The 22,197-nt window shown below is 59.7% G+C and carries 25 protein-coding genes; 13 read left to right on the top strand and 12 right to left on the bottom strand.

The features are described 5' to 3' along the window. The first annotated feature begins 4 nt into the window (after positions 1 to 4). Positions 5 to 916: a DNA-binding transcriptional activator PunR gene (punR, locus tag DW58_RS05430; protein ID WP_024550439.1), complete on the top strand. Its 912-nt coding sequence runs from the start codon at positions 5 to 7 to the stop codon at positions 914 to 916. An 18-nt stretch (positions 917 to 934) separates the two neighbouring features. Here punR and purR read toward each other — a convergent pair whose 3' ends face one another. Next, positions 935 to 1,960, bottom strand: coding sequence for an HTH-type transcriptional repressor PurR (purR, locus tag DW58_RS05425; protein ID WP_029592579.1), 1,026 nt, complete (start codon positions 1,958 to 1,960; stop codon positions 935 to 937). A 296-nt stretch (positions 1,961 to 2,256) separates the two neighbouring features. Between purR and cydH the strand changes: the two genes are divergently transcribed. Beyond that, positions 2,257 to 2,346, top strand: a complete 90-nt coding sequence (gene cydH, locus DW58_RS20850) for a cytochrome bd-I oxidase subunit CydH (RefSeq protein ID WP_035885617.1) — start codon at positions 2,257 to 2,259, stop codon at positions 2,344 to 2,346. A gap of 234 nt (positions 2,347 to 2,580) precedes the next feature. Continuing rightward, complete coding sequence (locus DW58_RS05420; protein WP_024550096.1) at positions 2,581 to 3,747, top strand: MFS transporter; 1,167 nt, start codon at positions 2,581 to 2,583, stop codon at positions 3,745 to 3,747. Positions 3,748 to 3,814: 67 nt separating this feature from the next. Here the strand turns inward: DW58_RS05420 and DW58_RS05415 are convergent, their stop codons facing one another. Then, positions 3,815 to 4,648 (bottom strand): C40 family peptidase, encoded by an 834-nt coding sequence (locus DW58_RS05415; RefSeq protein WP_024550095.1) that lies wholly within the window; start codon positions 4,646 to 4,648, stop codon positions 3,815 to 3,817. A 315-nt stretch (positions 4,649 to 4,963) separates the two neighbouring features. Between DW58_RS05415 and DW58_RS05410 the strand changes: the two genes are divergently transcribed. Continuing rightward, positions 4,964 to 5,311, top strand: a complete 348-nt coding sequence (locus DW58_RS05410; protein ID WP_024550094.1) for a Grx4 family monothiol glutaredoxin — start codon at positions 4,964 to 4,966, stop codon at positions 5,309 to 5,311. 49 nt (positions 5,312 to 5,360) lie between these two features. Here DW58_RS05410 and rnt read toward each other — a convergent pair whose 3' ends face one another. The 4 genes from rnt to DW58_RS05390 all read right to left on the bottom strand — a co-directional run bounded on the left by rnt (position 5,361) and on the right by DW58_RS05390 (position 8,401). Further along, complete coding sequence (rnt, locus tag DW58_RS05405; protein ID WP_024550093.1) at positions 5,361 to 6,005, bottom strand: ribonuclease T; 645 nt, start codon at positions 6,003 to 6,005, stop codon at positions 5,361 to 5,363. Between the two features lie 94 nt (positions 6,006 to 6,099). Beyond that, entirely contained in the window at positions 6,100 to 6,507 is a 408-nt protein-coding gene (gene gloA / locus DW58_RS05400) for a lactoylglutathione lyase (RefSeq protein ID WP_024550092.1), read from the bottom strand. 146 nt (positions 6,508 to 6,653) lie between these two features. Then, positions 6,654 to 7,751, bottom strand: a complete 1,098-nt coding sequence (nemA, locus tag DW58_RS05395) for an alkene reductase (RefSeq protein ID WP_024550091.1) — start codon at positions 7,749 to 7,751, stop codon at positions 6,654 to 6,656. A 53-nt stretch (positions 7,752 to 7,804) separates the two neighbouring features. Beyond that, positions 7,805 to 8,401 carry a TetR/AcrR family transcriptional regulator gene (locus DW58_RS05390; RefSeq protein ID WP_024550090.1) on the bottom strand — a complete coding sequence of 199 codons (597 nt, stop codon included), beginning with the start codon at positions 8,399 to 8,401 and terminating at the stop codon, positions 7,805 to 7,807. A gap of 120 nt (positions 8,402 to 8,521) precedes the next feature. Here DW58_RS05390 and DW58_RS05385 point away from each other — a divergent pair, with 120 nt between their 5' ends. From DW58_RS05385 to sodC, 3 genes are all read left to right on the top strand, one after another. Continuing rightward, positions 8,522 to 8,761 (top strand): DUF1289 domain-containing protein, encoded by a 240-nt coding sequence (locus tag DW58_RS05385; RefSeq protein WP_024550089.1) that lies wholly within the window; start codon positions 8,522 to 8,524, stop codon positions 8,759 to 8,761. Between the two features lie 54 nt (positions 8,762 to 8,815). Beyond that, positions 8,816 to 9,712 carry an aldo/keto reductase gene (locus DW58_RS05380; RefSeq protein WP_024550088.1) on the top strand — a complete coding sequence of 299 codons (897 nt, stop codon included), beginning with the start codon at positions 8,816 to 8,818 and terminating at the stop codon, positions 9,710 to 9,712. 80 nt (positions 9,713 to 9,792) lie between these two features. After that, positions 9,793 to 10,314 carry a superoxide dismutase [Cu-Zn] SodC gene (gene sodC / locus DW58_RS05375; RefSeq protein WP_024550087.1) on the top strand — a complete coding sequence of 174 codons (522 nt, stop codon included), beginning with the start codon at positions 9,793 to 9,795 and terminating at the stop codon, positions 10,312 to 10,314. Here sodC and DW58_RS05370 read toward each other — a convergent pair. From DW58_RS05370 to DW58_RS05360, 3 genes are read right to left on the bottom strand one after another with little or no spacing between them, the layout of a single operon-like run. Next, positions 10,307 to 12,337 (bottom strand): FUSC family protein, encoded by a 2,031-nt coding sequence (locus DW58_RS05370; RefSeq protein ID WP_024550086.1) that lies wholly within the window; start codon positions 12,335 to 12,337, stop codon positions 10,307 to 10,309. The two genes, sodC and DW58_RS05370, sit on opposite strands and share 8 nt — an antisense overlap. 7 nt (positions 12,338 to 12,344) lie before the next feature. After that, positions 12,345 to 13,202 (bottom strand): efflux RND transporter periplasmic adaptor subunit, encoded by an 858-nt coding sequence (locus tag DW58_RS05365; protein WP_024550085.1) that lies wholly within the window; start codon positions 13,200 to 13,202, stop codon positions 12,345 to 12,347. Further along, on the bottom strand, positions 13,193 to 13,432 hold the full coding sequence (locus DW58_RS05360; RefSeq protein WP_024550084.1) for a DUF1656 domain-containing protein: 240 nt from the start codon (positions 13,430 to 13,432) through the stop codon (positions 13,193 to 13,195). Before DW58_RS05360 ends, DW58_RS05365 begins: the two co-directional genes overlap by 10 nt. Before the next feature lie 174 nt (positions 13,433 to 13,606). Between DW58_RS05360 and slyA the strand changes: the two genes are divergently transcribed. Then, complete coding sequence (gene slyA / locus DW58_RS05355) at positions 13,607 to 14,047, top strand: transcriptional regulator SlyA (protein ID WP_035885474.1); 441 nt, start codon at positions 13,607 to 13,609, stop codon at positions 14,045 to 14,047. Positions 14,048 to 14,090: 43 nt separating this feature from the next. On the opposite strand, the gene slyB is transcribed toward slyA, so the two are convergent. After that, on the bottom strand, positions 14,091 to 14,558 hold the full coding sequence (slyB, locus tag DW58_RS05350) for an outer membrane lipoprotein SlyB (RefSeq protein WP_024550082.1): 468 nt from the start codon (positions 14,556 to 14,558) through the stop codon (positions 14,091 to 14,093). Positions 14,559 to 14,827: 269 nt separating this feature from the next. Here slyB and anmK point away from each other — a divergent pair, with 269 nt between their 5' ends. From anmK to pdxY, 5 genes are all read left to right on the top strand, one after another. Next, positions 14,828 to 15,952 carry an anhydro-N-acetylmuramic acid kinase gene (gene anmK, locus DW58_RS05345; protein ID WP_024550081.1) on the top strand — a complete coding sequence of 375 codons (1,125 nt, stop codon included), beginning with the start codon at positions 14,828 to 14,830 and terminating at the stop codon, positions 15,950 to 15,952. Between the two features lie 90 nt (positions 15,953 to 16,042). Further along, positions 16,043 to 16,366, top strand: coding sequence for a C-type lysozyme inhibitor (mliC, locus tag DW58_RS05340; protein ID WP_024550080.1), 324 nt, complete (start codon positions 16,043 to 16,045; stop codon positions 16,364 to 16,366). A 57-nt stretch (positions 16,367 to 16,423) separates the two neighbouring features. Then, positions 16,424 to 17,080: a pyridoxamine 5'-phosphate oxidase gene (pdxH, locus tag DW58_RS05335; RefSeq protein ID WP_024550079.1), complete on the top strand. Its 657-nt coding sequence runs from the start codon at positions 16,424 to 16,426 to the stop codon at positions 17,078 to 17,080. 135 nt (positions 17,081 to 17,215) lie between these two features. Continuing rightward, on the top strand, positions 17,216 to 18,490 hold the full coding sequence (tyrS, locus tag DW58_RS05330; RefSeq protein ID WP_024550078.1) for a tyrosine--tRNA ligase: 1,275 nt from the start codon (positions 17,216 to 17,218) through the stop codon (positions 18,488 to 18,490). A gap of 70 nt (positions 18,491 to 18,560) precedes the next feature. Then, the gene (gene pdxY / locus DW58_RS05325) at positions 18,561 to 19,421 is read left to right on the top strand and encodes a pyridoxal kinase PdxY (protein WP_024550077.1); all 861 of its coding nucleotides are present in this window, start codon (positions 18,561 to 18,563) and stop codon (positions 19,419 to 19,421) included. 75 nt (positions 19,422 to 19,496) lie between these two features. On the opposite strand, the gene gstA is transcribed toward pdxY, so the two are convergent. After that, a complete protein-coding gene (gene gstA / locus DW58_RS05320) occupies positions 19,497 to 20,099 on the bottom strand; it encodes a glutathione transferase GstA (RefSeq protein ID WP_024550076.1) in 603 nt (200 codons plus the stop codon). 108 nt (positions 20,100 to 20,207) lie between these two features. Continuing rightward, positions 20,208 to 21,710 (bottom strand): dipeptide/tripeptide permease DtpA, encoded by a 1,503-nt coding sequence (gene dtpA / locus DW58_RS05315; RefSeq protein ID WP_024550075.1) that lies wholly within the window; start codon positions 21,708 to 21,710, stop codon positions 20,208 to 20,210. Positions 21,711 to 22,197 lie beyond the last annotated feature (487 nt).

The raw sequence follows: 22,197 nt of genomic DNA, 5'->3' as shown, positions 1-22,197 counted from the left end.
CACCATGTGGTCTGAATATTCCCTTGAAGTGGTCGACGCCGTGGCGCGCAACGGCAGTTTCAGTGCCGCCGCGCAGGAGCTGCATCGCGTGCCGTCCGCCGTCAGTTATACCGTGCGTCAGCTGGAGGAGTGGCTGGCGGTACCGCTGTTTGAGCGACGCCATCGCGACGTCGCCCTGACGCCCGCCGGGGCGTGGTTTCTCAAAGAGGGGCGCTCTGTTATCAAAAAAATGATGGTCACGCGCCAGCAGTGCCAGCAGATAGCCAACGGCTGGCGCGGTCAGTTGGCCATTGCGGTGGATAACATTGTGCGGCCGGAGCGCACCCGCCAGCTGGTGCTCGACTTCTATCGCCACTTCCCGGACGTTGAACTGCTGGTGGCCCAGGAGGTGTTTAACGGCGTGTGGGATGCGCTGGCGGACGAGCGCGTGGAGCTGGCCATCGGCGCCACCCAGGCAATCCCGGTCGGCGGACGTTACGCCTTTCGCGATATGGGCATGCTGAGCTGGCAGTGCGTGGTGGCGGCCCACCATCCGCTTGCGCAACGCGATGAGGCGCTGAGCGATGACCTGTTGCGCAACTGGCCGTCGCTGGTGCTGGAAGACACCTCGCGCTCGCTGCCCAAACGCATCACCTGGCTGCTCGACAACCAGCGGCGGCTGGTGGCCCCGGACTGGCCGTCTGGCGAGGAGTGCCTGAGCGCGGGGCTGTGCATCGGCATGGTGCCGTCGCACGTCGCCAGGCCGTGGCTGCTAAGCGGGGAGTGGAAAGCGCTGACGCTGGAGAATCCGTTTCCGGATGCGGCCTGCTGCCTGACGTGGCGGCAAAACGATACCTCGCCAGCGCTACAGTGGCTGCTGGATTATCTGGGAGACAGTGAGACGCTGAATCGGGAGTGGCTGCGGGAGCCTGAGTGACAGGCTCCCGGCCGGGAATTAACGGCGGTAGTCGCGGAACGGGCCGTCGGCCACGGAGCGGCGTTCGATCAGACGCGGATGTACTTCGATGGTCTGGGACTCTTCGCGCTTGCTGGTGATGCGGTCCAGCAGCATGTTGAACGCCGTTTCACCGAGGGAGTCTTTCGGCTGATGGATGGTGGTCAGCGCCGGGCTGAAGTAGCGGGCGTTGCGCACGTTATCATAGCCTATCACCGAGATATCCTGCGGGACGCGCAGCCCCATCTCGTCGGCGGCGCAGATGGCACCCATCGCCATGATATCGCCGCCGCAGAACACCGCGGTCGGGCGATGCGACTGGGAGAGGATCTGCTGCATGGCGCGATACCCGGACTCCGGCTCGAAATCGCCCTGCACAATCCAGCTTTCCGGCACGGAAATCTGCGCCTCTTCCATCGACTTCATAAAGCCCGCCAGACGGCCAGCGCCAGTGTTGCGCTCCAGCGGACCCGGAATAACGCCGATGTCGCGGTGGCCGCGTTCAATCAGGTAGCGCCCGGCCATGTAGCCGCCTTCGAAGGCGTTATCAATCACCGAGTCGGTAAAGTCGGCGCGCGCTTCGCCCCAGTCCATCACCACCATCGGGATATGGCGGTACTCTTCCAGCATGCTGATCAGCGAATCCGGATACTCGGAGCACATGACCAGCAGGCCGTCGACGCGCTTTTGCGCCATCATTGACAGGTAGGCGCGCTGCTTCTCGTGGTTGTTATAGGCGTTGCCGAGCAGCAGGGTGTAGCCCTTCTCGAAGCAGTTCTTCTCGACCGCTTCGATGATTTCGGCAAAGTAGGCCGCTTCGCTGCTGGTCGCCAGCAGGCCGATGGACTTGGTGTGGTTCACCTTCAGGCTGCGGGCCACGGCACTCGGGGAGTAGTGCAGCTCTTTGATGGCCGCCCACACCGCGTTGCGCGTCTCTTCCGCCACGAAACGGGTTTTGTTAATAACGTGTGAAACTGTGGTTGTGGATACGTTTGCTTTTTTCGCTACGTCTTTTATTGTTGCCATTGTATATCACTCCAGACCATCCTCTAACCTCCTGAAAATATTCAAGGTAAACGTTTGCCTGTGTTAAGCCTCGGTTGCAACAATGTTGTGTTGCGCAAAACCGGGGAAGTCACACCAGACGTCAGGAGGGGATAGTGGCCGGTAATCAAAATAATTTAGCGACGAATTTTGGCTGATTCGCAGCAAAAGGGGAAGCGATAAAACGCATATCAAACTAAATCCCGGAGGATTTTTGCCGCTAACTATGCAAAAATGATCCAGACCTACATTTTATAGGGACAATCAGGAGTCGGAAAATGAATAAAGATCTAAAATTTTCGCTGGTTACTACCGTCGTCACGCTGGGCCTCATCGTTTTTGGCGCGCTGACCGCGGTTCTGCACTAAGCACTACCCCTTCAGACGGGAGAGAAGCGCCGCTTTTCTCCCGTTTGCGCAACAAATCGTGATCTGCCTCGCATCTCTCCCTTCGATTATCAACAAAACAGCAATAATTCTTTGCCGATTTTGTGACTTCTGTTTTCGCCGTCAAGCTGGCATCCTGTCGCCCTCACAGTCATCGCCGCCTGCGCGGTATCGGTCGTAAGCGGTTATCCCGGCGAGCGACCCGGAGTTAACACATTGAAAATCAACTATCCGCTTCTGGCGCTGGCCATCGGCGCTTTTGGTATCGGCACCACTGAATTCTCACCGATGGGGCTGCTGCCGGTCATCGCCCGCGGCGTGGACGTCTCCATTCCCGCCGCCGGTATGCTTATCAGCGCGTACGCCGTGGGGGTTATGATTGGTGCGCCGATCATGACGCTGCTGCTGTCGCATCGCGCCCGGCGCAGCGCCCTGATCTTCCTGATGGCGATCTTCACCCTCGGCAACGTGCTATCCGCCATTGCGCCGGACTACACCACGCTGATGCTGTCGCGCATCCTCACCAGCCTCAACCACGGCGCCTTCTTTGGGCTGGGGTCGGTGGTGGCCGCCAGCGTGGTGCCGCGCGAGAAGCAGGCCAGCGCGGTGGCGACCATGTTTATGGGGCTGACCATCGCCAATATCGGCGGTGTACCGGCGGCGACCTGGCTTGGGGAAACCATCGGCTGGCGGATGTCATTCCTCGCCACTGCCGCGCTGGGCCTGATCGCCATGGTCAGCCTGTGGCTGTCGCTGCCAAAAGGCGGAGCAGGGGCGCGTCCCGACGTGCGTAAAGAGCTGGCGGTGCTGGTGCGTCCGCAGGTGCTGAGCGCGTTGCTGACCACGGTGCTGGGCGCCGGGGCGATGTTCACCCTCTATACCTATATTGCGCCGGTACTTCATCACGTGACCAACGCCTCGCCGGCGTTTGTGACCGGGATGCTGGTGCTGATTGGCGTGGGCTTCTCCCTTGGCAACTACCTGGGCGGTAAGCTGGCTGACCGCTCGGTGAACGGCACGCTGAAAGGGTTTCTGCTGCTGCTGATCGTCATTATGGCAGCGATCCCGTGGCTGGCGCAGAGCCAACCCGGTGCGGCACTAAGTATGGTGGTGTGGGGCGCGGCAACCTTCGCGGTGGTGCCCCCGCTGCAGATGCGTGTGATGCGCGTTGCCAGCGAGGCGCCGGGCCTGTCGTCGTCGGTCAATATCGGGGCGTTTAACCTCGGTAACGCGCTGGGCGCGGCGGCCGGTGGGGCGGTGATCTCCGCCGGGCTGGGGTACAGCGTGGTGCCGGTGATGGGGGCGATCATTGCCGCCGCTGGCCTGCTGCTGGTGCTGATCTCCTCGCGTAAACCGCAGGCGGAAATCTGCCCTGCGGAGTAACGGCGCAGGAACGACAGGCAACAAAAAAGGAGAAGGGCGACCTTCTCCTTTTTTTATTGAGCACCGGCTAGCGAATGGTGCTGGAGGTCATAACCCGGCGGGCGCCAACGTAGTGGCGTTTCCAGTAGTCCTCGCTCAGGCTGGTGACCTGAATGCCCTGGCCGCTGCTCGGGGACTGGATAAACTTGCCGTTACCCATATAGACGCCCACGTGATCCGCGGTGCCGCGTCCCTGGGTGCGGAAGAACACCAGATCGCCGGTTTCCAGCGCGCCGCGATCGACAGGGGAGGCGTCGCGCAGGTGATACATCTCGTTGGCGGTGCGCGGAATACGAAACTTGACCAGATCCTTATAGGCGTACCACACCAGCCCGCTGCAATCGAAACCGGTGCGCGGCGAGTTGCCGCCCCAGCGGTAGGGCTTGCCGATCTGCTGCATCAGTTTAGACATCGCGGTTTTCTGGGCTTTCTGCACGCGGATTTTATGCGCGTCGGCGATGGTGACGCCTTTGGCGCTGCGCGTTTGCAGGCAGGCTGCGCGCTGTTTTGCGCTACGATTTTTGCGGCAGGCGGCGCTGGCGCTGACGGAAGCGGTACGGCTAAGGGTGCGAGAGGCGGTGCGCTGACGGGCGGTGACGGGGGTGGAGCTGGACGTTGTGGTGCGTTTTTTTACCGTGGTGCGTTTTTTCTTATCCGCCGTGCTGCTTTTGGTGCTTTTACTCGCCGTCTTTTTGGCTGGTGCGCTTTTCTTTTTAACTTTGGCGCTGGCGGCGGTGCTGCTCTTGTGTACCGCGGCCGGACGCGCGTGTTCGGACGCAACCGCCTGGGGCGTTGCGATGAAGGTAAATGTTGTCAGTATTACAGCACAGAGCGTGACTGAGATTGTCTTAATACGCGCCACTGGCTAGTCCCTCGTGAGATGCAGGCAACAATGCGAGCTTATAGTATTCCAAAACCAGACGATTCTAATCGAAAAAAAGAGGCAAAGTTAATAGCCATTTCGTCAAATACGCGTGGGGGCGCACATTATGTTGGCGCAATCAGCCTGACGAGATTTCATGGGGTACAGGTAAGAAAAATGTTATTCTTCATGTATGTTTAACCGCGGCCCGGCGGTCAGGGCGTAACGGCACCGCAAATGCTGTTTTCCCACCCGCCAGCAACCCGCTACAATAACAGGCTATTGACTGCCGTATTAAGCTTGAGGAAGTAAACAATGAGCGACACCATCGAAAAAATTCAGCGCCAGATCACCGAAAACCCGATTCTGCTGTACATGAAAGGCTCCCCGAAACTGCCAAGCTGCGGCTTCTCCGCCCAGGCCGTGCAGGCGCTGTCCGCATGCGGCGAGCGTTTTGCCTACGTGGATATTCTGCAGAACCCGGACATCCGCGCCGAGCTGCCGAAATACGCAAACTGGCCCACCTTCCCGCAGCTGTGGGTTGACGGCGAGCTGGTTGGCGGTTGCGACATCATCATTGAAATGTACCAGCGCGGCGAGCTGCAGACGCTGATCGCTGAGACCGCAGCGAAATACAAAAGCGAAACGCCGGACGCCGAATAAGCGTCAGGTAAAAAAAGAGGCGACCCGCGGGTCGCCTTTTTTATGTCTGTTACGCCTCAACCGGCGGCAGCGGCCAGCCGCCGAGCCGTTTCCAGCGGTTTACGATCTCGCAGAACAGCAGGGCTGTTTGTTCGGTATCGTAGAGCGCCGAGTGCGCTTGCGCGCTGTCAAAGGCGATGCCTGCGGCAATGCAGGCTTTTGCCAGTACCGTCTGTCCCAGCGCCAGGCCGCTGAGGGCGGCGGTGTCGAAGGTGACAAACGGGTGGAACGGGTTGCGTTTGAGCGAGGCGCGTTCGGCGGCAGCCATCATAAAGCTGTGATCGAAGGTCGCGTTGTGCGCCACCATGATCGCGCGGTTGCAGCCGTTGTCCTTCATTCCTTTGCGCACCGCTTTGAAAATCGCGTGCAGGGCGTCGTACTCACTTACCGCACCGCGCAACGGGTTGTGCGGGTCGATACCGTTGAACGCCAGCGCTTCAGGTTCAAGCACCGCGCCTTCGAACGGCTCAACGTGGAAGTGGTGTTTTTCATCAATGGTCAGCCAGCCTTGCTCGTCCATTTTCAGCGTGACGGCAGCGATTTCCAGCAGCGCGTCCGTTTTAGCGTTGAATCCGGCGGTTTCCACATCAATAACGACGGGATAAAAGCCACGGAAACGGTCACTTAGACCGGTAAGTTGAGCGGTGTCTGACATTAAGCGTCTCTTGGAGTCGAAAAAAAGCAGCGCGTATTATGGCAAATTTCAGGAAGGGATGCAGTAAAACGGGCGCGATGGCGCCCGTCGATATTCAGTTGCCCAGACCTTTACCGGCGTCTTTTGCTTCAATCAGTTCGATTTTGTAACCGTCCGGATCTTCCACAAAGGCGATAACCGTGGTGCCGCCTTTAACCGGGCCCGCTTCACGGGTGACGTTGCCGCCGTTGCGGCGAATGCGCTCGCAGGCTTCCGCCGCGTTATCCACTTCCAGAGCGATATGGCCGTAAGCGTTGCCGAGCTCATAGCTGTCGACGCCCCAGTTGTAGGTCAGTTCGATGACCGCTTCATCACTTTCCGGGCCGTACCCGACGAAAGCCAGAGAGTATTTATACTCGGTGTTTTCACTGGTACGCAGCAGCGTCATGCCCAGCACGTTGGTGTAGAACTCGATGGAACGTTGCAGGTCGCCGACGCGAAGCATGGTGTGAAGTAAGCGCATAATATCCTCGTAAGTAGTCCCGCCCGCTGCCGTTGCGGGCAGCTAACCTCGTGTTATTCGGGCGGGCTGAAGTAAGTAAGTTCGCGGTGTCTTTAAGAAACACGGTTTTAGTATAGCGGCGGATCGCCGCCGCTATCAACGCAGGCTTACAGAGTAGGGTAGTCGGTGTAACCTTCCGCGCCGCCGCCGTAGAAGGATTCCGGGCGCTGCGGGTTGAGCTGCGCTTTTTTACGCAGGCGCTCTACCAGATCCGGGTTAGCGATGTAGTCGCGGCCAAACGCCACGGCATCGATCAGCCCTTTTTCAATCAGCGCTTCGGCTTTCTCCGGGGTGTAGGCACCGGCACCGATAATCGCGCCGTCGAAGCGCTCGCGCACTTTCTGACGGAAGGCATCGGTGTACGGCTCGCCGCCCGCCCAGTCCGGCTCGGACATGTGCAGATAAGCAATGCCGCGCTTGTTCAGCTCTTCAATAAGGTAGAGCGCATCCGCTTCCTCGTTCGGGCCGTTGTCCACGTTCTGGAAGGAGCCGATCGGCGAGACGCGAATCCCGATGTGGTCGGCGCTCCACTCGTTGCACACGGCGTCCACCACTTCAAGCACCAGACGGGCACGGTTTTCCACGCTGCCGCCGTACTGATCGGTACGCTGGTTCGAGGACGGGGAGAGGAACTGGTGCAGCAGGTAGCCGTGCGCGGAGTGCAGTTCGATCATATCGAAGCCGACGTCACGCGCGTTGCCCACCGCCTGACGGAAATCATTAACGATGCCCGGAATTTCGCTGGTTTCCAGCGCGCGCGGCATGGAGGTATCAACGCGGATGGCGTTACCGTTCTCATCGCGCAGCGAGGTGCGGGTGCCGGCGCTCAGGGCAGACGGCGCTACGGGAGCCTGGCCGCCCGGCTGAATGCTGCTGTGCGAGATACGCCCGGTGTGCCACAGCTGCACCGCGATACGACCGCCTTCATGATGCACGGCGGCGGTGATCTTTTTCCACGCGGCCATCTGCTCAGGGCTGTGCAGACCCGGCGCGCCCGCATAGCCTTTGGCCTGGGCGGAGATCTGGGTGGCTTCGGTGATGATAAGACCGGAGCTGGCGCGCTGACGGTAGTACTCGGCCATCAGCGGAGTAGGGATATCGCCCGGCTCAATGCTGCGCAGACGGGTCAGCGGGGCCATAAACACGCGGTTTGGCGTCTCAATCGCACCCACTTTCAGTGGGGTAAACAGTTTTTCTTGTGACATCATGACTCCTGAATAGACCGGTCGTCTAGTAAGTAAATAAATAAAAGTGCCTGTCAGGCAGGCACGTCCAGCATGGTCTTGATATAGCGAAATGTCGTTTCCAGCGGTGCGGCGCTGCGGGAAATTTTTGCCTGCAGATTGCCGCCCAGCCACAGGGCATACAGCACCTGGGCCAGCGCATGGCTGTCCTCGACCGCGGCGAGGCTGTTATCGTTCACCGCCTGGTCAATGGTTTCTGCCAGCAGGCCAATCACCTGCGACGCTCCCCGATCGAGGGCGATGCGCATATCTTCGGAGAGATCGCACACTTCGGCGGAGAGCTTTACCGTGAGACAGTTGCCCAGCGTGCCGCTGTGACGAAACTGCGTCAGGTTATGCTCATACCAGGCCAGCAGGCGATCGCGGTGCGTTCCCGCGCCCTGGGTAAAGTGCTGGCGCAGGGTGGCGAGATAGCAGGCGTAGTGCCGGTCGAGCATGCAGGCGCCGAACGCCTCTTTAGAGCGAAAATAGTGATAAAACGATCCCTTCGGCACCCCGGCGGTTTTCAGCAGCTCGCTCAACCCCATGCCGGTAAAACCGCGGTGCAGGCAGAGCTGCTCGCCGGTGGCAAGGAGATGTTCACGGGTGTCGTGTTCGGTATGTTTGTTCATGAACGGCACTCTACTAGACCGAACGGTCTAGTGCAACCCCCGCGGCAGAGTGCAGCCAGAACTTGCATCCTGCGCTCAGAGCAGCTTCAATTGTAGCAAGCATGTTAATCAGGAGAGGGTGTGCCAGAGCAACTTGAGTTTTTCCCCATCCAGAGCCCCTGTCGGGGGATTTGCCAGGTCGACGAGCGCGGTTTCTGCAAAGGCTGTATGCGCAGTCGCGATGAGCGCTTCAACTGGCAACGCTTCACCGACACCGAAAAGCAGGACGTGCTGCGCCTCTGCCGTCAGCGCCTGCTGCGCAAGCTGCGCGCCGGAAAACCCCAGCCGCCTGAAGAAGAGCAGCAACCCTCACTGTTTTAATCCCGCAATCCCTCTATACTCATTGCCATTTTTGATTGTGATGAGGAAAAACACATGGTTGAGCGCATTACGCTTGCCCCGCAGGGACCTGAATTTTCACGTCTGGTGATGGGCTACTGGCGGCTGATGGACTGGAATATGTCGCCCCGCGAACTGGCGACCTTTATTGGTCAGCACCTTGATTCAGGTATCACCACCGTCGATCACGCTGATATCTACGGCGGCTACCAATGCGAAGCCGCTTTCGGCGAGGCGCTGCGTCTGGTGCCGCACCTGCGCAGCCGCATGGAAATTGTCACCAAGTGCGGGATTGCTACCACCGCGAAGCCGGAGCACCAGCTCGGGCACTACATCACCACCCGCGAGCACATTATTGCCAGCGCGGAAACCTCGCTGAAAAACCTGGCCACCGACTACCTCGACCTGTTGCTGATTCATCGCCCGGACCCGCTGATGGATGCCGATGAGGTGGCCGCGGCCTTTACCGCGCTGCACCAGAGCGGCAAAGTGCGCCACTTTGGGGTGTCAAACTTCACCCCGGCGCAGTTCTCCCTGCTCCAGTCGCGCCTGCCGTTTACCCTGGCGACCAATCAGGTGGAGATTTCGCCGGTGCATCAGCCGCTGCTGCTGGACGGCACGCTGGATCAGCTCCAGCAGCTGCGCATTCGTCCGATGGCGTGGTCCTGCCTTGGGGGAGGGCGGCTGTTCAACGATGAGGCGTTCCGCGCGCTGCGCGACGAGCTGCAGTTGGTGGCTGACGAAATCGGGGCGCAGAGCATCGAGCAGGTGGTGTACGCCTGGATTATGATGCTGCCGTCGCGACCGCTGCCGATTATTGGCTCCGGCAAAATCGAGCGTGTGAAGCACGCGGTGGGTGCCCTGTCCCTCACCCTGACGCGTCAGCAGTGGTTCCGCATCCGTAAGGCGGCGCTGGGTTACGACGTTCCATAATGCTGAAAAAAGCCTCCTCCCCGGTGAAATCTGCCGGTCTGGTATAGACTTAAAGCGAATTCGAACCAGGAGGAGGCTACATGAAGCGACTGAGTCTGGCTGTACTGACCCTGTGTGCCTGCGCCACCGCGCACGCTGCGAGTCAGGAAGTAGAGATGAACCTTGTGACCGACCAGGGCATTGGCCAGTCGGTAGGCACGGTGAAAATCACGGAAACCGATAACGGGCTGACCTTCGCCCCCGACCTTAAAGCGCTTCCACCCGGCGAGCACGGCTTTCACATTCATACCAACGGTACCTGCCAGCCGGCGATAAAAGCCGGTAAAGCCACCGCTGCGGAAGCCGCCGGCGGCCACTTCGATCCGCACAATACCGGTAAGCATCTGGGGCCTGAGGGCGACGGCCATCTGGGCGATCTGCCGGTGCTGATGGTGAATAACGACGGCATCGCCAACGATCCGGTGACCGCGCCGCGCCTGAAAAAAATCGATGAAGTGAAAAACCGCGCCCTGATGGTACACATCGGCGGCGATAACATGGCCGATCATCCGAAACCTCTCGGCGGTGGCGGGGAGCGCTACGCCTGCGGCGTGATTAAGTAACGCGCTTAACCATTAACGGATGGCCCGGCGGCGGGGCCTGCTCCAGCTGTGACAGGGAGCAGTAAAGCCGCCAGATGAGCGCCGCCAGATCCCGGGCGGCCTGCTGATGATGCCGGGCTAATACGTCGCTGATGCGCTGAAGCTCCCCGAGCGTGGCGCCCAGCGTCCGCTGCTGTACCCCCCGATCGCTCATCACGTTCGCCAGCAGCGAAATGGCGATATCCCGCACCTGCGACAGCGGGTCGGAGCGCGTCTCCCAGCTGCGCAGCTGCCACACCACGTGGGAGCAGTTGAGCAGCACCACGCCCCAGCGCAACAGCCAGCGCCGCGCGGCCTCTTCCTTACTGCCGCTCAGCTGGCTGATATGGTGATAGACCAGCGATTCAAACTGCCCCTCGTTATGCTGCGGATGACGGCTGAGCTGATCGACAAACCCCCGGCGGATAGCGCGAATGTGGCGGCGCCCTTTGCGGGTGTCGGAGCTGGGACGCAGCACCGCAAACGCCAGCCAGGAGAGGCTCACGCCGAGAATCTTCGCCAGATCGTCATTCAGAAAGTCGGCGAAATCATAGGTGGGCGGATTCGACACCGCGATAAACGACCCCATAAACACGATGAGCTGCCCCCACAGGCCAGCGAGCTTTGGCTGCTGGAGTTTCATCAGCTGCATCGTGGTCAACAGCGGCAGCAGGAACAGTAAAAACTGCCACAGCTCGCTTATCTGTACCATCAGGCCAAATTTCACCGCAAAGCTGAACAGCGTCAGCCACAGCAGGGTGCGCACCAGCAGGCTGAACGAACGAAACGGAGCGGGCGAGGCGGAGTAGAGCACGCAGCTGATGGCGGCCAGCGACAGGGCGCTGCTGGCCGCTTCCCACTGGGTATGGATGCCCCATGCCCCGGTCAGGGTGATCACGCAGAACGTGCGTAGCCCGCTCCACAGCGCTTCGATGTTATCGGTATGGCGCGCCAGCGCCGCGGTTTTCGGCGGCGTGAAGCGTGAGACCGGCGTCGCGCTTTCAACATCCCGCAGCCAGCGGCTGTTGTTGAGATAGATCCAGCAGAATGCCCGCAGCCGCTGGTAAAACGCCCGATGGCGATAGTCGTCCTGATCGGTTGGGGCTATCTCGACGAGCAGGCGCGCCACGCTCAGCTTGTCGGCACGCGGATCGGCCAGCAGTTCGAGCAGGCGCTTAAGGGCTGGCCACAGCGTCGCAGGCGGCTGAGGCCAGTTCACCAGCATGCGACGCTGGCTGGAGATCATGCTGGTCATGCGCAGCTGCTGGTGGAGCAGGTAGTTCAGCAGGTTGTTCTGCCGACGAAAGCGATAGTGGCTCCAGAAGGCCTGGATCCGCAGCAGATTGAGCGTCAGGATCTGGCCGATAACCGTCTCGTGGGCGGTGCGGATCGCCTCGGTGGTATCCTGCTGCCACAGCAGGCTGGCATGCTCCAGCAGCCGCCCGTGCATGTTTTTCAGCGCGCTGATGAAGGTGTTGCCGTCCGCGGTGCCCGGCATCACCATCATCATCAGCCCGCCGCACAGAATCCCGATAATCACCTCGCACACCCGCGCCTGGGCCAGATCCCAGAGTGCGGTGATGTCGACGGTGTTGATCAGGCTGAAAGCGATGATGGCGGCGGTATAACCCGCCAGCTGGAAGGCGTAGGCGGCGTTGTTCTGGAAATGGCTGGCAGCCCAGGTGCATACCCCCAGCCAACCCGCCATCGCGAAGGTAAACAGCCAGGGATCGTTCAGGGCGTGTCCGGCGATGATCAGCGAAGCGCTGGCTCCAAGCAGGCTGCCGGCGATGCGGCCGAGGCTTTTGCTGATCACCCCGCCGACGGTGGGGAAACTGACTACCGCCGCCGAGGTCATCGCCCAGTAGGGTTCGTCGAGCGTCAGGCAGTAGGCAATGGTCAGCGCCAGGCACATGGCGATGGCGTTGCGCAGGGCATAGCGCCACTGCCCGGCGGTCGCTTTACCCCAGGGCGAGTGGCGCCACTCCAGCCATTTCAGCGTCATCACTGGCTCAGCGCGACAGCGACACGGTGCAGGTGGTGCCCGACACGAGGGTTACGCCAGCGGGAAGCGTGTCCAGCGCGATGCGCACCGGGATACGCTGCGCCAGCCGCACCCAGGGCACGTTGGGTTTGATATCCGGCACCAGCTTGCTGTCGCTCTCCACGCTCTGATCGTAAATGGCGCGCCCGATGCTGGCGACGCGCCCGGCGACCGGGGTATCGCTGCTGTAGAGCGTGATGTGGGCGCGGTCGCCCACCTGAATGTGCCGCAGCTTGGTCTCTTCAAAATAGCCCACCACGTAAAACGAGTGGCTGTCGATCAGGGCAAAAACCGGCTGGCCCTCGGTGGCGTAGTTGCCGGGGCGAGTGGCGAGGTTGGTGACCCAGCCGTCGACCGGGGCGGTGACGCGGGTCTGCCCGAGCTGCCACTGGGCCTGTTTCAGCGTCGCCTGCGCCGCGTCGCGCTCGGCCTGTTTGGCCTTCACGGTAATGCGCGCCGTCTCAAGATCTTCCGCCGAAATATAGTTGCGTGGCAGATGCTGACGGCGGGCGGCTTCGCTCTGCGCCTGGGCCAGATCCGCCTCGCTGCGGGCGAGCTGCGCCTGGGCATTGAGAATGGCGATTTCATAGGGCGTGGCGTCGAGCGTAAACAGCACGTCGCCGGCGTGGACGTACTGGTTGTCGCTCACCTGCAGCGCCTGAATCGTGCCGGAGACCTGCGGGGTGATGTCTACCTGCTCGGCGCGGACTTTACCGTCGCGCGTCCAGGGGGACTGCATGTAGTAGTTCCATACCATCCAGCCCGCCACCAGCGCGACCGCGAACACCAACAGGGTGGAGAAATATTTCAACGTCTTCATGGCCACATCACCAGAATCCACAGCCCCAGGCAGAGCGACAGCATAAACAGCGACAGGTCCATCAACGTCGGGTGCCAGATATCGCCGGCGTAAAGCCAGTCACGCAGCGCATGGTGGATCACCAGCCAGATGAAAAAGCCGATGAACACCGCTTTGAACAGGGGAGGAAAGTATACGGAAGCGCCAAACACCAGGTCCTCGAGCGGAAATCCTGATAAAGAAAACGTAAATTTCACGTAAGATCATCCTTTAATGGGGCACAGAGACTGCCGTTTCCTGGTACCTGTTGTATTATCAAACTATAGCTTTTGAGCTGACGCTGGTAAAAGTAAGTCAATTGTTTTGCCGGGAGCGAAACTGCAGCGTAGTCTAAAATCAGCATAATAACTTAGCAAGCTAATTATAAGGAGATGAAATTGGAATCGCCATTAGGATCCGATCTGGCACGTTTGGTGCGCATCTGGCGTGCTCTGATTGACCATCGCCTCAAACCTCTGGAATTAACGCAGACGCACTGGGTGACGCTGCACAACATTCACCAACTCCCGCCTGACCAGTCACAAATTCAGTTGGCTAAGGCTATCGGCATCGAACAGCCTTCGCTGGTTCGTACGCTCGATCAGTTGGAAGAGAAGGGGCTGATTTCCCGCCATACCTGTGCCAGCGACCGCCGCGCGAAGCGGATCAAGCTGACAGAGAAAGCGGAGCCAATCATTGAGAAAATGGAAGATGTGATCCGCAAAACGCGGGGCGAGATTTTGTCGGGCATCAGCCCGGATGAGCTCGATATGCTGATAAACCTTGTGTCGCGGCTTGAGCAGAACATCGTCTCGCTGCAGGGGCGCGGTTAAAAAAAGCCTCACCCAAGGGTGAGGCTTTTTTATTGCACACGTCTTAGCGAGGCGAGACGGTAACCTGACTGCCGTTGTTGGCCATCACGACACGCTGACCGGCGGCAAACTGGGTTTTACCCTGTTTCTGCACCACCATGATGGTATTGCCGTCATCCTTACGGATTTCCAGCTCCACGCCCTGAGATTTATTCAGCGCGCCCTGCACACCCTGACCTGCTACCCCACCCGCAACGGCCCCGGCCGCGGTCGCCAGAGAGCGTCCTGCGCCGCCGCCCACGGTATTCCCGAGGAAGCCACCCAGCACGGCACCGCCCAGCGCACCGATGACGTTCTCATCGCTGCCGCCCTGGATCTGAACAGGACGCACATGCACAATCGTACCGTAGGTGACGTTCTGCACCTGCTTGGCTTCAGAAGCGGTATACACATCGCCAGACAGGCTGTTGTCGTTCACGCAGCCCGCCAGGGTAAAGCTCGCCAGCGAAATTGCCAGTACATGTTTAATCATTCTGAATCTCCTGTTCACTGTAAACCGCTCTCATGAGCATCCGTCATAGGTAGATTATAAGGCAAATTTCTGCGCGGTTTCATCGCGTTCGTGTTGCCGGGTGAAAAATAGTACATTTTGCGCAGTCAACCGCAGCTAAACGGTGACAGATGTGCAACGCCGCGTCGTCAGGGTTGCAACCCGTAATACAAATTGATTAACAAATCATAGTATTGATACCGGGTTTATGGTGGAGTGAGCGCTACATTTATTGCGGTGAGGGAAGGCGTATGAAGTCGGGCCGTTATATCGGTGTGATGTCGGGAACCAGTCTGGACGGTGTGGATGTGGTGCTGGCAGCGATAGATGAGCATCTGGTGGCGCAGCAGGCGAGCCTGAGCTGGCCGATGCCGGTGGCACTCAAAGAGGAAGTGCTTGCCGTCTGTCAGGGACAGACGCTGACGCTGGCGCAGCTGGGCCGGCTGGATACCCGGCTTGGCAGACTGTTTGCCGACGCGGTGCAGGCGCTGATGAAACAGGAAGGCCTGCGCCCGGAAGACGTGATGGCCGTTGGCTGCCACGGCCAGACGGTGTGGCATGAGCCGCAGGGCGACGCCCCGCACTCGCTGCAAATCGGCGACAACAATCAGATTACCGCCCGTACCGGCGTGACAGTGGTCGGGGATTTCCGCCGCCGCGACATGGCGCTTGGCGGGCAGGGCGCCCCGCTGGTGCCCGCGTTCCATCAGGCGCTGCTGGCGCACCCCGTCGAACGGCGCATGGTGCTCAACATTGGCGGTATCGCCAATCTGTCGCTGCTCATCCCACATCAGCCGGTGCGCGGGTTTGATACCGGCCCTGGCAACATGCTGATGGATGCCTGGATCTGGCGTCAGAAAGGCAAGCCCTACGATAAAGACGCCGCCTGGGCGATGCAGGGCAAAGTGACGCTGCCGCTGCTGCAACAGTTCCTGAGCGATCCCTATTTTGCTGCTCCGGCCCCGAAAAGCACCGGTCGTGAGTACTTCAACTACGGCTGGCTGGAGCGTCAGCTGGCGGCCTTCCCGGGCCTGGCCCCGGAAGATGTGCAGGCCACGCTCACCGAGCTGACCGCGGTGTCGATAAGCGAGCAGGTGCTGCTCAACGGCGGCTGCGAGCGTCTGCTGGTGTGCGGCGGCGGGAGTCGCAATCCGCTGCTGATGGCGCGACTGGCCGCGCTGCTGCCCGGTATCGAAGTGTCGTCCACCGACGAGGCGGGCATCAGCGGCGACGACATGGAAGCCCTGGCGTTTGCCTGGCTGGCCTACCGTACGCTCTCCGGCCTGCCCGGCAATCTGCCGTCGGTAACCGGCGCTACCAGCTCGAGCGTGCTCGGTGCCATCTATCCCGCCAACCCGGTCAACAATCAGAGTTAGCCGAGATTCACTCCGCGCACGACCCGGTAGACTGTCCCGCAGCAAGGAGGGGGTAACCCCTCCCTCATAAGAAAAAATCAGGACAGGTCTATGAAGAAACTGCTTATTGTTCTCCTTCCCACGCTGCTGGCCGGCTGCAGCTACTACAACAATTTCGTTGAGCGCATGAATACCGACACCCTGGAGTACCAGTGTGACGAAAAACCCCTGACGGTGAAGCTCAATAACCCACGTCAGGAGGTGAGTCTGGTGGTGGATAACCAGCAGCGCATCCTCAAGCAGGGGCTGTCGGCGTCAGGGGCACGCTACACCGACGGGGTGTATGTGTTCTGGTCCAAAGGGGACAGCGCCACGGTCTACAAACGTGACCGCATCATCCTGAATAACTGCCAGTTACCCGCCGTCCAGCGTTGAGATTTTGCCGGGTGGGGCGCACAATAGCTCCACCCATTACTTGCCCAATCTCACGCCATGTCTGATAACGACTCCCTGCATCACATTGCCCATTTGCGTCGCGAGTACACCAAAGGCGGTCTGCGCCGCCGCGATCTGCCGTCCGATCCGCTAGCGCTGTTCGAACGCTGGCTCGCCCAGAGCTGTGAGGCGAAGCTTGCTGACCCCACCGCTATGGTCGTTGCCACGGTGGATGCGCAGGGCCAGCCGTATCAACGTATCGTGCTGCTCAAGCATTACGATGAGAAGGGGCTGGTGTTCTACACCAACCTCGGCAGCCGCAAAGCGCAGCAGCTGGAGAACAATCCGCGCATCAGCCTGCTGTTTCCCTGGCATATGCTGGAGCGGCAGGTGATGGTCACCGGCACGGTGGAGCGTCTCTCCACCCTTGAGGTGCTGAAGTATTTTCACAGCCGCCCGCGGGACAGCCAGATTGGTGCCTGGGTCTCCCGTCAGTCGAGCCGTATCTCGGCGCGTGGCATCCTTGAGAGCAAATTCCTCGAGCTGAAACAGAAATTCCAGCAGGGCGAGGTGCCACTGCCGAGCTTCTGGGGCGGTTTTCGCGTCCCCATTGAGCAAATGGAGTTCTGGCAGGGGGGCGAGCACCGCCTGCACGACCGCTTTTTATACCAGCGCGACGGGGATACCTGGAAAATTGACCGCCTGGCGCCCTGAACCCTGAATTTGTTGCGTGAAGCGCTGGCACTCAGGGTGGCGGCGCTTTATTCTATGGCTCGCTAAATTTTCTTTCGCGCTCGCGAAAAGTCGTGTACCGGCAAAGGTGCAATCGTTTGATAGATGGAGATTTTGATGGCTAGCAGTAACTTGATTAAACAACTGCAAGAGCGGGGCCTTGTGGCTCAGGTGACGGACGAGGAAGCGTTAGCAGAGCGACTGGCGCAAGGCCCGATCGCGCTCTATTGCGGCTTCGATCCGACCGCCGACAGCTTGCATTTGGGGCATCTGGTTCCTTTGTTATGCCTGAAACGCTTCCAGGAAGCCGGGCACAAGCCGGTCGCCCTCGTGGGCGGCGCAACGGGTCTGATTGGCGATCCGAGCTTTAAAGCCGCCGAGCGTAAGCTCAACACCGAAGACACGGTGCAGGAGTGGGTCGAGAAAATCCGTCGTCAGGTTGCGCCTTTCCTGGATTTTGACTGCGGTGACAACTCGGCGATTGCCGCGAACAACTACGACTGGTTCGGCAGCATGAACGTGCTGACCTTCCTGCGCGATATCGGCAAGCACTTCTCGGTTAACCAGATGATCAACAAGGAAGCGGTCAAGCAGCGCCTGAACCGTGACGACGTCGGCATCTCCTTCACCGAATTCTCCTACAACCTGCTTCAGGGTTACGACTTCGCCTGCCTGAACGAGCTGCACGGCGTGACGCTGCAAATCGGCGGCTCCGATCAGTGGGGCAACATCACCTCCGGTATCGACCTGACCCGTCGTCTGCACCAGAACCAGGTGTTTGGCCTGACCGTTCCGCTTATTACCAAAGCCGACGGCACCAAGTTCGGTAAAACCGAAGGCGGCGCGGTGTGGCTCGATCCGAAGAAAACCTCGCCGTACAAGTTCTACCAGTTCTGGATCAACACCGCCGATGCGGACGTCTACCGCTTCCTGAAGTTCTTCACCTTTATGGATCTGGCCGAGATCAACGCGCTGGAAGAAGAGGATAAGAACAGCGGTAAAGCGCCGCGCGCCCAGTACGTGCTGGCCGAGCTGGTGACCCGTCTGGTGCACGGCGAAGAGGGCCTGACCGCCGCGAAGCGCATCACCGAGAGCCTGTTCAACGGCACCCTGAGCTCGCTGAGCGAAGCCGACTTCGAACAGCTGGCCCAGGACGGCGTACCGATGATCGAGATGGAAAAGGGCGCCGATCTCCAGCAGGCGCTGGTGGATTCCGAGCTGCAGCCGTCCCGCGGCCAGGCGCGTAAAACCATCGCCTCCAATGCGGTCACCGTCAACGGTGAGAAGCAGTCTGACCCGGAGTACACCTTTACCGACGCCGACCGCCTGTTCGGTCGCTATACGCTGCTGCGTCGCGGCAAGAAAAACTACTGTCTGGTTTGCTGGAAGTAATCGCAACCTGAAAGGGCGTGGGAAACCACGCCCTTTATTTTTTGGCAATGAAATGAGTCCGGGTAACACAATGAAGAATATCCTCGCCATCCAGTCCCACGTGGTGTTTGGGCATGCCGGCAACAGCGCGGCTGAGTTTCCCATGCGCCGCCTCGGGGCCAACGTCTGGCCGCTGAATACGGTGCAGTTCTCCAACCACACCCAGTACGGCCAGTGGACCGGCACCGTGATGCCGCCGTCGCACCTGAGCGACATCGTGCAGGGCATCGCCAACATCGGCCAACTGGTGCGCTGTGATGCGGTGCTGAGCGGCTATCTCGGCTCCGCCGAGCAGGGCGAGCATATTCTGGGCATTGTGCGTCAGGTTAAAGCCGCGAACCCGAACGCGCGCTATTTCTGCGATCCGGTGATGGGTCACCCGGAAAAGGGCTGCATCGTGGCACCCGGCGTGGCGGAGTTCCATACCCGCTATGCCATGCCGGCGAGCGACATTATCGCGCCGAACCTGGTTGAGCTGGAGATCCTCACCGGGCACAGCGTGAACAGCGTCGCGGAGGCGGTCGCCGCCGCGCGTGAGCTGATTGCCCAGGGGCCGGAGATCGTGCTGGTGAAACATCTGGCGCGCGCCGGGTATCAGACCACGCGCTTTGAAATGCTGCTGGTCACCGCGCATGAAGCCTGGCACATCAGCCGCCCGCTGGTGGACTTCGGCGAGCGTCAGCCGGTCGGCGTGGGCGATGTTACCAGCGGCCTGCTGCTGGTGAAGCTGCTGCAGGGCGCGCCGCTGCGCGAGGCGCTGGAACACGTTACCGCCGCGGTGTACGACATTATGGTGGTCACGAAGCGCATGGGCGAGTACGAGCTTCAGGTGGTGGCCGCACAGGATGGCATCGCCCGGCCTGAGCATAACTTCAGCGCGGTACAGCTCTGAGGCAGATACCAGAACGTGAAAAGGGCAGCCACGCGGCTGCCCTTTTTTATGCTCATCGCCAGCAGGCGAGGCGCTTTATGCGCGCTCGGCAGCGAGTGCGGCGGCCACCGCCGGGCGGGCCTCAACGCGGGCCATGTACGCCGTGATGTTGCTCAGCGCGTCAAGGTTCAGGCCGACATGCGGCGCCCAGCGCAGCACGGTGAACAGGTAGGCATCGGCCACGCTAAAGCGCGTGCCAACAATCCACTGCTTCCCTTCCAGGCTCTCGTTGACGTACGCCAGCTTCTTCTCCAGCAGGGCGCGGGCCACCGGCTTGTAATCTTCCGGGGTGTCCGGACGGAACAGCGGCGTGAAGCCCTTGTGGAACTCGGTCGCGATCCAGGTGAGCCACGACAGCGTCTGATAGCGGGTGATACTGCCTACCGGCGCCAGCAGCTGACGATCCGGCACGGTGTCGGCCAGATACTGCACAATCGCCATGCCCTCGGTGAGCAGGGTACCGTCATCCAGCTGCAACGCCGGTACCTGACCTTTCGGGTTGATGGCAAAGTAGTCGTCGCCGTTCTCCAGGCGCTTGGTCATCAGATCAACTTTCACCAGCGTGAAATCAACGCCGGCTTCGCGCAACACGATATGCGGCGAAAACGAACAGGCGCCGGGTTTATAGAACAGTTTCATCAGTCACTCTCCTTGGGTTAGCTGTCGTCGTATGGTAGGGCTATCGCGGGTAAAAAAAAACCACTAACCCGAAGGTTAGTGGTTTAATCGTGACGTTTCCCGTTAACGTCAGGCTTTTGCTGCGTCGCTGCCGATTTCCGCGTCGTCATCCCGCGTCATGCGGTTGAGCTTCGGCGCGGTCAGCATCATCAGCACGGCAATGATCGCCGTGGCAATACCGATCTGCATAAATACGCGACCGTAGACTTCCAGCGAGAGCAGCGGATCGGTAACGTTTTCCGGCACCGCCATCAGGTTAGCCACGCGGCCTGCGATAATCGCCGCACCCGCGGTGGTCAGGAACCAGCTCCCCATGATAAAGCCCATCAGACGCTGCGGCACCAGCTGTGCCACCATCGCCAGACCCAGGCCGGAGATCATCAGCTCGCCGATACTCTGCAGGGCGTAGCTCAGGATCAGCCAGTTAACGGAAACAATACCCGCCTCGTTGGCGAACTTCGCGCCCAGCGGCAGCACCAGGAAGGCACCGGAGCACAGCAGCATACCGAAGGCAAACTTGTGCGGCATCGGCAGGCGGTCGCCCATCTTGTTGTAGATAGCGGCCAGAATCGGGCTACCCACCATGATCCAGAACGGGTTCAGCGCCTGGAACTGCTCCGGCTGGAACGTCAGGCCGAGGATCTCATGCTCAACGTTACGGATGGCGAAGAAGTTCAGGGAGGTTGGCATCTGCTGATACAGCACGAAGAAGACAATCGCCTGCAGCATCAGGATGAACGCAACAATCATTTTACGACGCGCCGCGCCTTTCATGGCGAACGCTTCTTTGGCGAAGATAATGATGATACCCAGCGCCACCACGCCCAGCACCATACGTGCGATGCCCTGGTTATGCAGCAGCCAGGTCGCGATAGCCACCAGCACCACGATACCGGCGATGGTTGCTATCAGTTTGCCGAAGTGAATCGGTTCGAAGTCCGGTTTGGAACCGTAGTTTTTTACCCACTTCTTGCAGAACATGAAGTTCACCAGGGTGATCAGCATCCCGACGAAGCTCAGCGAGAACGCCACGCTCCAGCCGAATTTGTCCGCCAGCCATGGGGTTGCCAGCATGGAGAAGAAGGAACCGATGTTGATCGCCATGTAGTACATGGTGAATGCACCGTCCAGACGCGGGTCGTCTTTCTCGTAGCAGGTAGAGAGCAGGGAAGAGGGGTTGGCTTTAAACAGGCCGTTACCCACGGCGATGGTCGCCATCCCGAAGTAAACGATCGCGGCATCGTGGCCGGAGTACGCCACCAGCGCGTAGCCGATAGCCAGCACGATGGTGCCGAGCATAATCACGCGCTTCGTGCCGAGCACCTTATCACCCAGCCAGCCGCCGATAGCCACCAGGCCATAAACCAGGGCGCTAAACGAGGAGAAGAGCGTGATGGAGTCCGCTTCTGACATACCCAGCATTTTGACCAGGTAGACGGCCATGATGCCTTGCAGACCGTAAAAACCGAAACGCTCCCACAGCTCGATGGAGAAAATCAGGTAGAACGATTTCGGTTGTTTAAAAGCGTTGAGACTCACGCTCTGAGTTGGTTTCTTGTTTGCAGTCGACACATATACCTCTTTTTTTACATCCCGTAGTAACGGGGGTGCTGACAGCGTGATGCGCTTTCGGCAGCCGCTGTTTTTGTTATAAGGGAGGGAAACGGCGGGTAATGTTCACTATCCTGGGCGCGCAGGCAAGGCTTTTGTAATAATCTGTTACATATAAGCGACGCGGAATAATGCTCCAAATCTGAATTTGTTATCGATGGTTAAATATTATGGTAAGGGAAACGGCAGCTTTTTCGTCTGGTTAGCGGCAGATATTTGGGGGGTGTGGTGATATGTTCTGGTCGATAAGCAAAAACGTGGTGATATCGATTAGCTGTGGGGAAAATGCTGGTGATATGTATTGCCCTGAATCCCTGCGGGCCGGGGATCGCGGCATAAAAATCGGTGAAAACATGCGCGTTTTTAACACATTGTTATCAAAGTGATCCCCGTCACATATTTATAGAAAATTCCAGTCGAAAAAAAAGGATTAACCTGGTGAGGCGAT

The organism is Siccibacter turicensis LMG 23730, assembly GCF_000463155.2.
GTDB classification, from domain to species: domain Bacteria; phylum Pseudomonadota; class Gammaproteobacteria; order Enterobacterales; family Enterobacteriaceae; genus Siccibacter; species Siccibacter turicensis.
The sequence above is the reverse complement of the archived record's forward strand: the minus strand, read 5'-3'. Positions and strand labels throughout refer to the sequence as shown.

Coding starts and splice junctions, on each gene's coding strand:
- punR (WP_024550439.1), top strand. CDS start 5: ATGTGGTCTGAATATTCCCTTGAAGTGGTCGACGCCGTGGCGCGCAAC.
- purR (WP_029592579.1), bottom strand. CDS start 1,960: ATGGCAACAATAAAAGACGTAGCGAAAAAAGCAAACGTATCCACAACC.
- cydH (WP_035885617.1), top strand. CDS start 2,257: ATGAATAAAGATCTAAAATTTTCGCTGGTTACTACCGTCGTCACGCTG.
- DW58_RS05410 (WP_024550094.1), top strand. CDS start 4,964: ATGAGCGACACCATCGAAAAAATTCAGCGCCAGATCACCGAAAACCCG.
- rnt (WP_024550093.1), bottom strand. CDS start 6,005: ATGTCAGACACCGCTCAACTTACCGGTCTAAGTGACCGTTTCCGTGGC.
- gloA (WP_024550092.1), bottom strand. CDS start 6,507: ATGCGCTTACTTCACACCATGCTTCGCGTCGGCGACCTGCAACGTTCC.
- nemA (WP_024550091.1), bottom strand. CDS start 7,751: ATGTCACAAGAAAAACTGTTTACCCCACTGAAAGTGGGTGCGATTGAG.
- DW58_RS05390 (WP_024550090.1), bottom strand. CDS start 8,401: ATGAACAAACATACCGAACACGACACCCGTGAACATCTCCTTGCCACC.
- DW58_RS05380 (WP_024550088.1), top strand. CDS start 8,816: ATGGTTGAGCGCATTACGCTTGCCCCGCAGGGACCTGAATTTTCACGT.
- sodC (WP_024550087.1), top strand. CDS start 9,793: ATGAAGCGACTGAGTCTGGCTGTACTGACCCTGTGTGCCTGCGCCACC.
- DW58_RS05370 (WP_024550086.1), bottom strand. CDS start 12,337: ATGACGCTGAAATGGCTGGAGTGGCGCCACTCGCCCTGGGGTAAAGCG.
- slyA (WP_035885474.1), top strand. CDS start 13,607: ATGAAATTGGAATCGCCATTAGGATCCGATCTGGCACGTTTGGTGCGC.
- slyB (WP_024550082.1), bottom strand. CDS start 14,558: ATGATTAAACATGTACTGGCAATTTCGCTGGCGAGCTTTACCCTGGCG.
- anmK (WP_024550081.1), top strand. CDS start 14,828: ATGAAGTCGGGCCGTTATATCGGTGTGATGTCGGGAACCAGTCTGGAC.
- mliC (WP_024550080.1), top strand. CDS start 16,043: ATGAAGAAACTGCTTATTGTTCTCCTTCCCACGCTGCTGGCCGGCTGC.
- pdxH (WP_024550079.1), top strand. CDS start 16,424: ATGTCTGATAACGACTCCCTGCATCACATTGCCCATTTGCGTCGCGAG.
- tyrS (WP_024550078.1), top strand. CDS start 17,216: ATGGCTAGCAGTAACTTGATTAAACAACTGCAAGAGCGGGGCCTTGTG.
- pdxY (WP_024550077.1), top strand. CDS start 18,561: ATGAAGAATATCCTCGCCATCCAGTCCCACGTGGTGTTTGGGCATGCC.
- gstA (WP_024550076.1), bottom strand. CDS start 20,099: ATGAAACTGTTCTATAAACCCGGCGCCTGTTCGTTTTCGCCGCATATC.